Here is a 12740-nt window from a genome sequence, read left to right as displayed (position 1 = left end):
ACGGTGCGTTCTGGTGCCCCTCACCCTTGCCCTCTCCCACAGGGAGAGGGAATAAACACTATTTGCTTTTATTCCGGCCACAGCCACGCCGCGCCGCGCACGCCGCTGGAGTCACCGTGGACAGCTTTGCGGATCGGGGTTTCACACTCGCCGCCGAAGACCCACTGCTTCACCAGGTTCGGTACCGTGGCGTACAGCCGGTCGACGTTGCTCATGCCGCCGCCGAGCACAATCACGTCTGGATCGAGAATATTCACCACGTGGGCCAGCGATTTCGCCAGCCGCATTTCGTAGCGGCTCAGCGCCAGCTCCGCCACCGGATCCTGTGCTTCGACCAGACGCATAATCTCATTTCCCTTAAGCTGCTGGCCGCTCAGGCGATGGTAGTCGGTCGCAAAACCGGTACCGGAGATAAACGTCTCAATACAGCCCTGCTTTCCGCAGTAGCACGGCACTTCAGCGCGGTATTTAAGCTCGTCTTCATCCATCCACGGCAGCGGGTTGTGACCCCACTCACCCGCGGTGCCGTTACCGCCGATATGGGCGCGTCCGCCAAACGCCACGCCCGCACCGCAGCCGGTACCGACGATCACGGCAAACACGGTCTGGGCACCTGCCGCCGCGCCGTCGATGGCCTCGGAGACCGCCAGACAGTTAGCGTCGTTGGCCAGACGCACTTCCCGGTTCAGACGTTGGCTCAAATCTTTATCGAACGGCTGACCGTTGAGCCAGGTGGAGTTGGCATTTTTAACCACGCCGGTATACGGCGAGATCGACCCCGGGATCCCCATCCCTACGCTCCCGGTTTGCCCTGTCGCCTGCTCGGCCATCTCAACCAGTTGAGCAATCGTCTCGATAGTCTGGCGATAATCATCGCGCGGCGTTGGCAGACGATGGCGAAACAGCTGCTGCCCCTGCTCGCTCAGTGCGATAACTTCTGTTTTGGTGCCACCCAAATCGATCCCAATACGCACAAGACTCTCCTCATTATTTTGATTATCAACAGAGTAGAAGCACGCATCCCGATTAGCAATGCAAGCGATGCGACAATTCGTTATCATGCCCGCTGATTTAACGACAAGGCCGTGGAAATTATCATGCTGTGGTTCAAAAATTTGATGGTTTACCGTCTCAGCCGCGACGTTTCGCTGCGTGCAGAAGAGATGGAAAAACAGTTAGCCGCTTATACCTTTTCCCCTTGCGGTAGCCAGGATATGGCAAAAACCGGTTGGGTTCCGCCAATGGGTTCACAAAGCGATGCACTGACCCACGCCAGCAGCACGGGTCAAATTATCGTCTGTGCCCGTAAAGAAGAGAAAATCCTGCCGACGCCGGTGGTTAAGCAGGCGCTCGAGGCGAAAATTTTTAAGCTGGAAGCCGAACAGGGCCGCAAGCTGAAAAAAACCGAAAAAGATTCGCTGAAGGACGAAGTACTGCACTCCCTGCTGCCGCGCGCCTTTAGCCGCTTCAGCCAGACCATGATGTGGATCGACACCGTCAACGGGCTGATCATGGTGGACTGCGCCAGCGCCAAGAAAGCAGAAGATACGCTGGCCCTGCTGCGCAAAAGCATCGGATCTTTACCGGTCGTTCCGCTGGCGCTGGAAACGCCGATCGAGCTGACGCTGACCGAATGGGTACGCAGCGGCGCTGCGGCCCAGGGCTTCCAGATCCTTGATGAAGCCGAGCTGAAAGCCCTGCTGGAAGATGGCGGCGTGATCCGCGCGAAGAAGCAGGATCTGGTCAGCGACGAGATCGCCGTACACATCGAAGCGGGTAAAGTGGTCACCAAGCTGGCGCTCGACTGGCAGCAGCGCATCCAGTTCGTGATGTGCGACGACGGCTCCGTGAAGCGTCTGAAGTTCTGCGACGAGCTGCGCGATCAGAACGAAGATATCGACAGAGAAGATTACGCCCAGCGTTTTGACGCGGATTTCATCCTGATGACCGGCGAGCTGGCCGCGTTGATTCAGAATCTGGTGGAAGGTCTCGGCGGCGAAGCGCAGCGATAACGGGCAAAACGTAGGCCGGGTAAGCGTTAGCGCCACCCGGCTAATTTTTTATTTCAGGTAGCGGCACAGATAAGAGGTGGGCTCAGCCACCTGCAAATGAAATTCGCTGTGGCCAGGGACGTTGAAAACTTGCCCGGCAGCGTAAACTTTCCATTCCGTTTCGCCCGGCAGCAGGACGTTCAGCGCACCGCTGACGACCGTCATTTCTTCCGCTTCCGCCGTGCCAAAGGTGTATTCCCCTTCTGCCATTACGCCAACGCTGGCGCGGCCAGTGCTGCTGCTGGTAAAACCAATGGATTTCACTTTACCGGAAAAGTATTCGTTACTCTGAAGCATGAACTGGCCCTTATATTTTTAGATAAAAATTCACTATAGGGGCCATGCTCATCACCTGTCACGCAAAATCATTACACGAGCAGTTCCGAGGCCAGGCGAGCCATCAGAACGTTGGATAACAGCACCGGGACATCCAGCGCTTTTTGCAGTAAATCACGATGATGCTGGTGGAAACCCAGGCAGTCCAGAATCAGGACATCGGCCCCTCTCTCCAGCAGTTCCTTCCCGGCAGCAATGAGTTTGGCCTCACTGTCCCAGAACGGATTGGCCAGTGCGTACAAAGGCACTTTTTCCAGCACGTGCCATTTTGCCTCCTGGTTATCCATGAGTTCCTCGATGGGGACAATCACCCCCACCTGATGACCATCCACGATGGAGGCCACCAGCGGCGGAATGATCCTCATCGGTTCCAGTAAAATCGCATTGCGCGCCATCAGCCCCTTAATGGGAGCCGTGCTCATCAGCAAAATAACGTCATAACCTTGATTATCGAGCACTTCTATCACGCCCTGCAGCGAGCGCTCGATTTTCTGGCGTGAAACGTGCGCCAGTTTACCGTCACTTAATAACGTCGCCAGGGGATCCTCCCCCGCCTCGACAGCGTAGTCCTCCATGACCTCTTCCCGACTCATCTTCCCCAACAGGCTAAGATGCGTTATCTGTTGTTCAGATACATGCTCGGTTAAGAGCGGTAACACTTCGCTTACAGGGACCACACCAATGGTGAGGATCGCCAACGTTGCCTTCATCTTTATCGCCTTCCATTACTCCAACATCGTGCACACAGGTACAGGCTCACTACGCTGCACAGTTCGTTTTTTCAACAAAACAGCACCAAGCGTAGCAGGTGATCCCGACATCGAAATGTAAAGATCGCCTGCCGATACCAGAGTTACTTGTAATAACTAAATATTAACTCCTGCTTAACTTTCACGATGAGTAAAAAGTGTGATTCAGGCACGATCCTGGAGCGTTTAGGAAAACATTCAGGTTATATCGGGATCTTCATAGCGCCGTTTCGCATCCAGCGCTTCCTGTTCAGTCTCGTGTTCACTGATCAGCGAGTCCGGCTTGGGGTGATCGGCACGCAGTTGATACCAGGTCACGGTATGACCCGTATGGCCTTTTTCAACAGTAACAATGCGCGCTTCACGCGGATAGGGAGGTCTGGTTGGCATAGCTCATCCTTTTTTTATGTCTGAGCTATAAGTATAGACGCCGCTTAGCTGGCACAAGCCAAACGCAGGGCGGTAATAATCTGAATCACAACGTCTTCAGGAGAGGCTGACGCATCCACCACGTGGTGAGCCGCTTCGCGGTATAACGCATCGCGTTCCGCCAGCACTTCACTCACCTCTTCGTTCAGCGGCCTGGAGGTCAGCGCAGGGCGTTGTCCCTCTTCCGGAAAGGCTTCCAGACGCCCAACCAGGGCCGACACCGGCGCGCTAAGGTATATCACAATCCCCTTTTCGCGCATAAAGTGACGATTACACTCCGCCAGAACAATGCCACCCCCGGTCGCGATCACGGCAGACGGGGTGGTGACCGCTTTCAGCGCGGCCGTTTCGCGCGCGCGAAAGCTCTCCCATCCCTCTTGCTCAACAATCTCAGCGATGGTTTTTCCGGCCTCGGTTTGCAGCCAGTGGTCGGTATCCACAAACTGGCGATGACACACGCGTGCCAGCTCCAGGCCAACGGTGGTTTTCCCACAGCCGCGGGGGCCAACTAAAAAGATGGGTTGGGTCATAGCCAGGTGTTCCCCTTGATGCCGGATGGCTGAAGAGTGTAAAGAAATAATTGCAGAAGATGTTGCGATTACTTTACTGCAAAGCGGTACGGGATGACAACCCTGTGGAAGCCACACTGTACCACAAATTGACAATAATTATCATTACGCTGTGCGGCGCTTTACTTCCAGCAGCCATTTATCCAGTTCGGCAGCAAACTGCTGACGATCGCGCTGTGACAGGCTGTCTGGTCCCCCGGTCTGCACGCCGCTGGCCCGCATCGTATCCATAAAATCCCGCATGGTGAGCTTCTCGCGAATGGTCGACGGCGAGTATCGCTCTCCGCGCGGATTGAGCGCCGCGGCCCCTTTTTCCAGCACTTCGGCAGCCAGCGGAATATCCGCCGTGATCACCAGATCCTCCACGCTGCACAGGCGGACAATTTCGTTATCCGCCACGTCGAACCCGGCCGGCACGCGCAAAGAGCGGATGAACCGCGAAGGCGGTACGCGAATATTCTGGTTCGCCACCAGCGTCAGCGGCATCTGAACGCGCTCGGCGGCGCGAAATAAAATCTCTTTAATCACATTCGGACACGCGTCCGCATCAACCCAAATCGCCATATTGTCTCCCCATAATAACTCTGCCGACTATTGTCGCCTGCATTTCGTTGTTAAGCTATCAATCAGAGAAAACAACGCATAATGACGGAGAATCGTGATGGACAAGAAAATCGGGTTTATCGGCTGCGGTAACATGGGCAAAGCCATCCTGGGCGGCCTGATCGCCAGCGGGCAGGTGCTGCCGGGTCAGATTTGGGTCTATACCCCGTCACCGGACAAGGTCGCCGCGTTGCGCGATCAGTACGGGATCAACGCCGCCGAAAGCGCGCAGGAAGTGGCCCAGGTCGCCGATATCGTCTTTGGCGCCGTCAAGCCGAACATCATGATCAAAGTACTGAGCGATATCACCTCCAGCCTGAATAAAGAGACGCTGGTGGTGTCGATTGCCGCGGGCGTCACCCTCGATCAGCTGGCGCGCGCGCTCGGTCATGACCGCAAAATCGTCCGCGCGATGCCCAACACCCCTTCGCTGGTCAACGCCGGCATGACCTCCGTCACGCCTAACGCGCTGGTGACCTCAGAAGAAGTGGCTGATGTACTGAACATTTTCCGCTGCTTCGGCGAAGCAGAAGTGATTGCCGAATCGATGATCCATCCAGTGGTCGGCGTCAGTGGATCAGCACCTGCGTATGTCTTCATGTTTTTAGAAGCGATGGCCGATGCCGCCGTGCTTGGCGGAATGCCGCGCGCCCAGGCGTATAAGTTCGCCGCGCAGGCCGTCATGGGCTCCGCCAAAATGGTGCTGGAGACCGGCAAACACCCGGGTGAACTGAAAGATATGGTCTGCTCCCCTGGCGGTACCACCATTGAAGCGGTGCGGGTGCTGGAGGAGCGCGGGTTCCGCTCGGCCGTCATTGAGGCAATGGCAAAATGCATGGAAAAATCAGAGAAGCTGAGTAAATCCTGATTTCTGACCGGGCGTCAGGCGGCTACTTCGGTGCGGCCGCGCCCGGCATTTTTCGCCCTGTACAGCGCCACGTCAGCCGCCTTCAGCCACTCCCGATAATGTCCAAACTGCGGCCCCCAGGGGGCAACGCCTACGCTGATGCGCAGCGCTTCTTTTGGTGCGCACGGTAACGTCAGTTTTTCCAGCCGCTCATGCAACCGCGACATCACCGCGATGGCGCTTTCCGCCGCGGTCTGCGACATAATCACCGCAAACTCATCCCCACCAAACCGGCCTATAGCATCGCCTGACCGTACTGACCGCTGGAGCTGACGCGTAATGGCGATGATCGCCTCGTCGCCCACAGCGTGCCCCCAGGTGTCGTTGATGTTTTTAAAGTGGTCGATATCAATCAGCAAAATCGTGGCGGTGCAGTGGTCGCGGCGGCAATGCTCAAATTCATTTCGCAGCAGCATTTCCCAGTGGCGGCGATTAAAGACCCCGGTCATGCCGTCACGGGTGCTCATCATTTCCAGCCGCTGCTTGTGCTCTGCAAGCCTGACGGCGGTGCGGTGGCTGAGCCAGGCAAACAGCATGGGATAAAGCACCAGTACGGGCAGCGTTAGGCCCCACTCTACCGGGTCGGGCCTGAAAACAGCCACGCTCCCGACAAGCGGCAGCGTCACCAGCGCGGAGAGCAGAGTCAACAGGATCCCCGGGATAAACAGGCGACAGCCCCCGGAGCCCATCATATTCATACCTACCATCATCACCAGCGCTGCCGAGGGTAACGCGCTCATCCCCATCACGCCGATCCAGAGCCCGGCAATGATGGCATCGATCTTAAGATTGAACACTTCCTGCTGTTGAGGTGACGCGGCCCGGCAGGATAACTGCCAGGCGAAATGGGGCCATACGAACGCCCAACCGACCAGTAAAAGCCACCAGCCTCCGGGTAAAAAATGGGTGACCAGCATTCCCGCAACCGGGAAAAACATCGCTGCCAGCCCCACGGCGCGCGCCAGCCGAACCCGCCGGGCAAACTGAATGCCGGCACGGTGAGGGTCATCCTGAGAAAGGGTTAAATTCCACTCTTCCCGAATGCGCTTTTTGTTGTAATACGTTTCATCATTCATCATTTTTGGGAATATTCTGAAACATTTTCCCAAATTATAGAGAGGGGGTCTGCGGGGAAAGTATGAAATTTCGGGTGAGCCGCCGATGCCGCTCACCCGTTCGAACTACACTTTTTTCTTCAGGCAGGCACTCATGAACTTGCTGCGGTCATCCCCTTTAAGGGACTGCTCGGTTGCCTTGGCATTACACTCGCGCATCTTTTGCTGCTGAGGCGTGAGGCTTTTTTCAGCCGGCTTCGAGGCGCCGTTTTTGAGGCAGTCGCTCATATAGGTCTTACGAGCATCGCCCTTAAGACTCTGAGACGTCGCCTGTTGATTACAGGTGGTCATACGCTGCTGCTGCGGCGTTAACGTTTTCTCTTCCGCGTTCGCCGATGCGACCAGGAACAGGCCGGAGAGCAGAGTAACCAGTAATGTTGTTTTCATTGCACCATCCTTTTGTGAACATTCCCTGTAAGTCTGGTTCGTGACAGGAAAAAAACCACCCGGCAGATGTGATTTCCGCCGGGATTTTATTATTTAAGGCCCAGCGCCGCCTTCATGGTGTAGAACAGATCCGTTTGATCGGTCAGGCCTACCACGTTGGCCGCGTGCGGGCCGTAGGCGGCAATACGCAGCTGGGTGCCCGTGTGCTCCATGGACTCTTCTTCAGAGTTACCGTAGCTCATCACCATGACGGCACCATCTTTGGTGTTCAGCGACTGCGTCAGGCCAGGGGCTTTGGTATCTGGCGGAACGATCTGGCTGGCGTGCGCGTGGTCCGCGGTGACGATCACCAGGGTGTTACCGTCTTTTTTCGCGAACGCGAGCGCCTTCTGCACCGCTTCGTCCAGATCGACGGTTTCGCCAATCTGACCGCACGGATTTGCCGCATGATCCTGCTTATCGATCGACGCACCTTCTACCTGCAGGAAGAACCCTTTTTCGCTCTTGCTCAGCAGAGAGATCGCTTTATCGGTCATCGCCGCCAGCGTCGGTACGCTGTCCGTGCGTTTCGGGTTTGGCGTACAAGTCACCGCAGGCTTATCGATATTGCCGTGATACGAGGCTTTTGGTCCTTCCCAGCGCACGGGCATGTTGCCGTCAGAGAACAGCCCCAGCAGCGGTTTATCCTGGTTCGCCTCGCTTATCGCCGCCAGAGCATTTGCGTCACTCACCAGCTGATAGCCGCGAGCCTGCGCCTGCTCGCGCAGCGTTTTGCCCTGCCACTCGCCCGCCGTCGCGGTTTCCGCGAAGGTTTTCGCGCCGCCGCCCAGCGTCACGTCAGGACGCGCGTTCAGCAGCTGTTCCGTAATCGAACCTTTGCCGCCTTTTTCCAGCGCATTTGTAGGGCATTTTTCGCTGGTCGCTGACGGGCCGTAGCACTTACGCGAGGTCACGTGTGCCACCAGCGCCGCAGGCGTCGCATCCTGAAGTTCAGCGGTGGAGACGTTGCCGGTCGCCAGGCCCGCTGCTTTTGCCATCTCCAGAAGGGTTTGATGATCTTTTTCGTGAATATCCACGCCCAGCGCACCATTATAGGTTTTCACGCCGGTGGACCACGCCGTGGCAGAGGCCGCGGAGTCCGTTACGTAATCCGGTTTACCGGTTTTTTTATCCAGCGCGTAGTGGGTATATTGTCCGGTCAACGGTAATGCGTCGATACCTTTAAAAAAGCCGCCCGCACCCTCGGCATAATTTCGCGCCGCCGTGATTTCGGAATCCCCCATTCCATCGCCAATCAGCAGAATAATATTTTTCGCCGGCTTATCATTCAGCGAAGCGCGAATAGCAGCAGTTTGATCTTCTGATAAACGACGCGCGCCGCCAGGCTGGGTGATATCCCCTTTTGCCGCACGATTATCCAGCACGCTGGTTTGCGTCGTATCAGCATAAATGGCAGGGGTAATTAACAGGGGAAGTAATGCGATGAAAAGTGCGCTCTGTTTCAATTTATTTTCTCCATGTACAAATACATAAAAATAAAAACAGAGCGACTATAGGCATCCTGCATGACAATTCTATGACACGTCGTTACGTCCTGTGACGGTTTAGCTGCGCGGATGCCTTAACAGCTTCTTTACGTACTGGTGGAGCATCTCAGCATCCTCAACCGGTACCTGCGATTCAGGCCTGACGCTATCCAGCGCCCCTTCCACGCTCTCAATCAACGCCTGCTGATCGGTTTTCGCCATTTGTCGCAGCAGCGCGGTGACCACAATTTCAAGCGCTTCGACCTGAGCCACCAGCTCTTTTGACTCTTCTTCCTTTTGTGCCAGCTTGACCAGCAATTCAGCAATGAGGTTTTTCATCGTGCCAGTTCCTTTTCAGTTTTGTCTGAAGTTATCACTCTGAATCCCTATTGCAAAGAGAAGAAATTAATTATGGTATGCAAAAGTGATACAGGAACGGAAATAAAGAGGCAGCGCCGTGAGCGAAACGTTTTTCTATAAAAAGTAGCCGCATTTTGTTATATAAAAATGCGGCTACCATAAGAATATATAATACATCTGTGAAATCGTTACTTCGCCGATTTGGCCTCCGCCATTTGTCTGCGGCGTCGCAGCGCAATAGCCAGCTGGATAATATTGATTAAAACGACAATCGCTGTCGCCGCAAATACCCAACGAAAACCGGCCATCGCAGAAACGGATGCGCCAATAAGCGGGCCGGCAACATTCCCCAGATACATAAACGACTGGTTATATCCAAAAATACGCCCCGTCACCTGGTCGCTGGAATATTTGACCAGCAGGGTCTGTACCGCAGGCAACATGGCGCCATCAGCAAAGCCGAGCAGAAATCGCAATATGCCAAGCTGAAGCGGAGAGGTGACAAACGACATCGCGAAGAAGAGCACCACCGCAAAGATCAGCGTCGCCATCAGGATGCGCGCCGTGCCGATCCTGTCCCCCAGTTTTCCCAGACGCGGCGCGGAAATCAGGGCAGATACGCCCGGCACGGCGGCAATCATGCCGCTAAGAAAAGCGATATTCGTGCTCTCCGGCTCCATCGACTTGATAAACAGCGCCAGAATCGGCCCCACCGAACCGTTACAGAGCTGGATCACCATAGTGGTCACAAACAGGCTGATCATCAGGCCCGGATAAGGCAGCGAGGCGAAAACGGCCTTGCCGCTGAGGCGTTCAGACTTACTGATAACCGGGCGGCCCCCTTCTTTAATCAGAAAGAGCGTGACCAGAAAACTGACCACCAGCAGAACCGCAGTGATGATAAATACCGCGCGCAGTCCGACGTGGTCCGCCAGAAAGCCCCCCAGCAGCGGCCCGCCGATGACGCCGCTGATCTGTGCCGTGGAGAGTGTACTCAGCGCCCAGCCGCTACGCTCGCGCGGCACCTGCGAGGCGACAAGCGCCATGGCGTTTGGAATATACCCGGACGTCAACCCCATCACCGCCCGCAGGAAGAACAGCTGCCAGACGTTGGTGGCGAAGGCCTGCAGCAGAATGGCGATCGCCATCCCGAGCGAAGCGCGTAGAAGCATCAGCTTACGGCCTTTCCGATCCGCCAGGCTGCCCCACATCGGTGACACAATGGCGGAAACCAGAAACGTGACGCTAAACGTCAGACCGGACCACATGGAAAGGGCTTCATGCGAGGTCACCCCCAGCTGCGACACGTACAGAGGCAGGAACGGCAAAATCTGGCTGATGGCCAGTCCGGTAAAGAAGCAGCCGAACCAAACCGAGATGAGATTAACTTTCCAGGATTCCATAAAGAAATAGTCTTCATTTTTAGGCGAATTCGCCGACAGATTAGCAAGTTACGCGTATTAACGTCGCACCAGAGATGCGGCCCGACTGACTTTGGTGTTTTATCTCCCCAGTCATCATATTTGTGAAATAAGTCACAATTCATCCATTTTCTGGCGGAATATTATGCTTCAACGGCAGAGGCCAAAACCGCGCATTCCCAGATGAAAATGGTTGGCATGCGCCGCGTTATACTCCGGCCCCAGTCCGTTTCCGTAGTACCCACAGCTCGCCGCCAGCATGGCCTTCAGCCAGGGCTGCGTGGTGGCCGCCTTCCAGCCGTTCAGCACCGTGACGCGTTCACCGTTCGCCAGACGAAAAGCGGCAATATCCAGCGCCTCCGCCGTGGCATGTTCACTGCGGCGCGCGTCAGGGCGATGATAAATATTGCGGCAGGCAAAGCTGCCGAGGTGGTCGATACGCGCCAGGTCACTGCCCGTATAACGTTTTGTCAGCGGCCGGGCCTGCTGGCTGATATAGAGGGCTGAGCTGAGCGCCAGCGGGCAGCTGGCAAGAAAACTGCTGTTCAGCCCGACCGGGCCGAAGTCACTCACGCGCACGACGTTATTAAGCGGACACGCGCCGCCGCTGTCAGCCACCGGCCGGGTGCGGATGAGATCGCGTTGATTAGCCTGTGCGAGCAGGCTCGCGCACGCCTCGGGGGTTAAACGCCGAAGCTTATACTGGGTGATTCGACCCGGCGGGTCGTCAAGCGTCAGCGGCATGAAAGGGTTGTAGTAAGGCGGCAACCAGCGGTAACCCACCGTTGCGATGGCCAAAATGATAAATACGGTCAGCAGCGTTTTTCCTTTCACTCTCCCCCCTCAACATTCCCCAAAACATTATGGCAGAAGGCCGCGAAACCCGCCGGGCATCGTGGTATGTTATTGGCTTTTCGTCATACTGGAAGAGAGTGAGATGGCTAAGCAGCGCGTAGGTATTGTCTTTGGGGGAAAATCAGCGGAACACGAAGTGTCATTGCAATCGGCCAAAAATATCGTTGATGCGATCGATAAAAGCCGTTTCGACGTGGTGCTGCTGGGCATTGATAAACAGGGCCAGTGGCACGTTAACGATGCCAGCCAGTATTTGCTGAATGCCCACGATCCGGCACATATCGCCCTGAATCCTTCAGAAATTAGCGTCGCCACCGTACCCGGCGTCGTAAAAGGGCAGCTCATCGACGCCGGCAACGCGCAGGCTCTCGCCCAGATCGACGTCGTCTTCCCGATTGTTCACGGTACCCTGGGCGAAGATGGTTCCCTGCAGGGAATGCTGCGCATGGCCAACCTGCCGTTCGTCGGCTCGGACGTCCTCGGCTCAGCCGCGTGCATGGACAAAGACGTCACCAAACGCATGCTGCGCGATGCCGGGCTGAATATTGCGCCGTTCGTGACGCTCACCCGCGCCAACCGCGACAAACACAGCTTCACGCAAATCAGCGCAGAGCTGGGTCTGCCGCTGTTTGTGAAGCCTGCAAACCAGGGCTCCTCCGTGGGCGTCAGCAAAGTGACCAGCGAAGCTGAGTTCACGCAAGCCGTCCGCCTGGCGTTTGAGTTCGACCATAAAGTGGTGGTTGAGCAGGGCATCAAAGGTCGTGAAATTGAGTGCGCCGTGCTGGGCAACGATTTTCCCCAGGCGAGCACCTGCGGTGAAGTGGTCTTAAACAGCGACTTCTACTCGTACGACACCAAATACATTGATGATAAAGGCGCGCAGGTTGTCGTGCCTGCGAATCTCGATCCGGCGGTTAACGATAAGATCCGGGCGATCGCCATTCGCGCTTATCAGACGCTCGGCTGCTGCGGCATGGCGCGCGTGGATGTGTTCCTGACGGCGGAAAACGAGGTGGTGATCAATGAAATTAACACGCTGCCGGGGTTCACTAACATCAGCATGTATCCGAAGCTGTGGCAGGCGAGCGGCCTGAGCTACCCGGAATTGATCACCCGCCTGATCGAGCTGGCGCTGGAGCGTCACGCCGCCGACAGCGCGCTTAAAAGTTCCGTAAACGGTTAATCGGCGCGCTTCGCCGACTCTGCCTCATCCGCTGTCGTCTCTTCAGGGCGACGGCGGATAATCAACCCCGCCAGCCAGAAACTAATGACCCAGGTCACCAGCCCTACGGCATACGTTTGCCAGCCTTTTGCTTCAAACCCCAACAGGCCCACAATACCGTTAAGAATAAAGATCAGCCCGATAGCGAAGGCGTAGTAGTGCCAGTCACGGCGTAGTTTGGACGTGAGCTTCATAACAACTCCGGCAGGA

The 12740-nt window shown here is 56.1% G+C and carries 16 protein-coding genes; 3 read left to right on the top strand and 13 right to left on the bottom strand.

What is annotated here, in order from left to right:
* Positions 1 to 68 precede the first annotated feature (68 nt).
* A complete protein-coding gene (gene mak, locus FOY93_RS05040) occupies positions 69 to 974 on the bottom strand; it encodes a fructokinase (protein WP_143344746.1) in 906 nt (301 codons plus the stop codon).
* A gap of 123 nt (positions 975 to 1097) precedes the next feature.
* Here mak and rdgC point away from each other — a divergent pair, with 123 nt between their 5' ends.
* Positions 1098 to 2012 carry a recombination-associated protein RdgC gene (rdgC, locus tag FOY93_RS05035; protein WP_023310540.1) on the top strand — a complete coding sequence of 305 codons (915 nt, stop codon included), beginning with the start codon at positions 1098 to 1100 and terminating at the stop codon, positions 2010 to 2012.
* Between the two features lie 48 nt (positions 2013 to 2060).
* On the opposite strand, the gene ppnP is transcribed toward rdgC, so the two are convergent.
* The 5 genes from ppnP to FOY93_RS05010 all read right to left on the bottom strand — a co-directional run bounded on the left by ppnP (position 2061) and on the right by FOY93_RS05010 (position 4698).
* Positions 2061 to 2348 (bottom strand): pyrimidine/purine nucleoside phosphorylase, encoded by a 288-nt coding sequence (gene ppnP, locus FOY93_RS05030; RefSeq protein WP_008503270.1) that lies wholly within the window; start codon positions 2346 to 2348, stop codon positions 2061 to 2063.
* 71 nt (positions 2349 to 2419) lie between these two features.
* Positions 2420 to 3097 (bottom strand): AroM family protein, encoded by a 678-nt coding sequence (locus tag FOY93_RS05025; RefSeq protein ID WP_111963439.1) that lies wholly within the window; start codon positions 3095 to 3097, stop codon positions 2420 to 2422.
* Between the two features lie 237 nt (positions 3098 to 3334).
* The gene (gene yaiA / locus FOY93_RS05020; protein ID WP_023334675.1) at positions 3335 to 3526 is read right to left on the bottom strand and encodes a protein YaiA; all 192 of its coding nucleotides are present in this window, start codon (positions 3524 to 3526) and stop codon (positions 3335 to 3337) included.
* A gap of 44 nt (positions 3527 to 3570) precedes the next feature.
* A complete protein-coding gene (gene aroL, locus FOY93_RS05015) occupies positions 3571 to 4095 on the bottom strand; it encodes a shikimate kinase AroL (protein ID WP_032639634.1) in 525 nt (174 codons plus the stop codon).
* Positions 4096 to 4239: 144 nt separating this feature from the next.
* Entirely contained in the window at positions 4240 to 4698 is a 459-nt protein-coding gene (locus FOY93_RS05010) for a YaiI/YqxD family protein (protein WP_033144747.1), read from the bottom strand.
* 97 nt (positions 4699 to 4795) lie between these two features.
* Between FOY93_RS05010 and proC the strand changes: the two genes are divergently transcribed.
* Positions 4796 to 5605 carry a pyrroline-5-carboxylate reductase gene (gene proC, locus FOY93_RS05005; protein ID WP_111963440.1) on the top strand — a complete coding sequence of 270 codons (810 nt, stop codon included), beginning with the start codon at positions 4796 to 4798 and terminating at the stop codon, positions 5603 to 5605.
* Between the two features lie 14 nt (positions 5606 to 5619).
* On the opposite strand, the gene adrA is transcribed toward proC, so the two are convergent.
* From adrA to FOY93_RS04975, 6 genes are all read right to left on the bottom strand, one after another.
* A complete protein-coding gene (gene adrA, locus FOY93_RS05000; RefSeq protein ID WP_111963441.1) occupies positions 5620 to 6723 on the bottom strand; it encodes a diguanylate cyclase AdrA in 1104 nt (367 codons plus the stop codon).
* Positions 6724 to 6825: 102 nt separating this feature from the next.
* On the bottom strand, positions 6826 to 7146 hold the full coding sequence (gene psiF / locus FOY93_RS04995; protein ID WP_008503278.1) for a phosphate starvation-inducible protein PsiF: 321 nt from the start codon (positions 7144 to 7146) through the stop codon (positions 6826 to 6828).
* An 89-nt stretch (positions 7147 to 7235) separates the two neighbouring features.
* Positions 7236 to 8651: an alkaline phosphatase gene (gene phoA / locus FOY93_RS04990; RefSeq protein ID WP_133293866.1), complete on the bottom strand. Its 1416-nt coding sequence runs from the start codon at positions 8649 to 8651 to the stop codon at positions 7236 to 7238.
* A gap of 99 nt (positions 8652 to 8750) precedes the next feature.
* Positions 8751 to 9011, bottom strand: coding sequence for an anti-adapter protein IraP (gene iraP / locus FOY93_RS04985; protein WP_024906786.1), 261 nt, complete (start codon positions 9009 to 9011; stop codon positions 8751 to 8753).
* A gap of 209 nt (positions 9012 to 9220) precedes the next feature.
* Positions 9221 to 10435: a multidrug efflux MFS transporter gene (locus tag FOY93_RS04980; protein ID WP_136195249.1), complete on the bottom strand. Its 1215-nt coding sequence runs from the start codon at positions 10433 to 10435 to the stop codon at positions 9221 to 9223.
* Positions 10436 to 10603: 168 nt separating this feature from the next.
* Positions 10604 to 11287, bottom strand: a complete 684-nt coding sequence (locus tag FOY93_RS04975; protein WP_127729737.1) for an extensin-like domain-containing protein — start codon at positions 11285 to 11287, stop codon at positions 10604 to 10606.
* A gap of 103 nt (positions 11288 to 11390) precedes the next feature.
* Here FOY93_RS04975 and ddlA point away from each other — a divergent pair, with 103 nt between their 5' ends.
* Positions 11391 to 12491 (top strand): D-alanine--D-alanine ligase, encoded by a 1101-nt coding sequence (gene ddlA, locus FOY93_RS04970; RefSeq protein ID WP_143344745.1) that lies wholly within the window; start codon positions 11391 to 11393, stop codon positions 12489 to 12491.
* On the opposite strand, the gene FOY93_RS04965 is transcribed toward ddlA, so the two are convergent.
* On the bottom strand, positions 12488 to 12724 hold the full coding sequence (locus FOY93_RS04965; protein ID WP_111963445.1) for a DUF2754 domain-containing protein: 237 nt from the start codon (positions 12722 to 12724) through the stop codon (positions 12488 to 12490). The two genes, ddlA and FOY93_RS04965, sit on opposite strands and share 4 nt — an antisense overlap.
* Positions 12725 to 12740 lie beyond the last annotated feature (16 nt).

The sequence above is a fragment of the Enterobacter sp. 18A13 genome (assembly GCF_007035975.1).
Lineage (GTDB): Bacteria > Pseudomonadota > Gammaproteobacteria > Enterobacterales > Enterobacteriaceae > Enterobacter > Enterobacter vonholyi.
The sequence above is the reverse complement of the archived record's forward strand: the minus strand, read 5'-3'. Positions and strand labels throughout refer to the sequence as shown.

Coding starts and splice junctions, on each gene's coding strand:
- FOY93_RS04965 (WP_111963445.1), bottom strand. CDS start 12,724: ATGAAGCTCACGTCCAAACTACGCCGTGACTGGCACTACTACGCCTTC.
- proC (WP_111963440.1), top strand. CDS start 4,796: ATGGACAAGAAAATCGGGTTTATCGGCTGCGGTAACATGGGCAAAGCC.
- ddlA (WP_143344745.1), top strand. CDS start 11,391: ATGGCTAAGCAGCGCGTAGGTATTGTCTTTGGGGGAAAATCAGCGGAA.
- FOY93_RS05025 (WP_111963439.1), bottom strand. CDS start 3,097: ATGAAGGCAACGTTGGCGATCCTCACCATTGGTGTGGTCCCTGTAAGC.
- ppnP (WP_008503270.1), bottom strand. CDS start 2,348: ATGCTTCAGAGTAACGAATACTTTTCCGGTAAAGTGAAATCCATTGGT.
- rdgC (WP_023310540.1), top strand. CDS start 1,098: ATGCTGTGGTTCAAAAATTTGATGGTTTACCGTCTCAGCCGCGACGTT.
- FOY93_RS05010 (WP_033144747.1), bottom strand. CDS start 4,698: ATGGCGATTTGGGTTGATGCGGACGCGTGTCCGAATGTGATTAAAGAG.
- FOY93_RS04980 (WP_136195249.1), bottom strand. CDS start 10,435: ATGGAATCCTGGAAAGTTAATCTCATCTCGGTTTGGTTCGGCTGCTTC.
- psiF (WP_008503278.1), bottom strand. CDS start 7,146: ATGAAAACAACATTACTGGTTACTCTGCTCTCCGGCCTGTTCCTGGTC.
- aroL (WP_032639634.1), bottom strand. CDS start 4,095: ATGACCCAACCCATCTTTTTAGTTGGCCCCCGCGGCTGTGGGAAAACC.
- adrA (WP_111963441.1), bottom strand. CDS start 6,723: ATGATGAATGATGAAACGTATTACAACAAAAAGCGCATTCGGGAAGAG.
- iraP (WP_024906786.1), bottom strand. CDS start 9,011: ATGAAAAACCTCATTGCTGAATTGCTGGTCAAGCTGGCACAAAAGGAA.
- yaiA (WP_023334675.1), bottom strand. CDS start 3,526: ATGCCAACCAGACCTCCCTATCCGCGTGAAGCGCGCATTGTTACTGTT.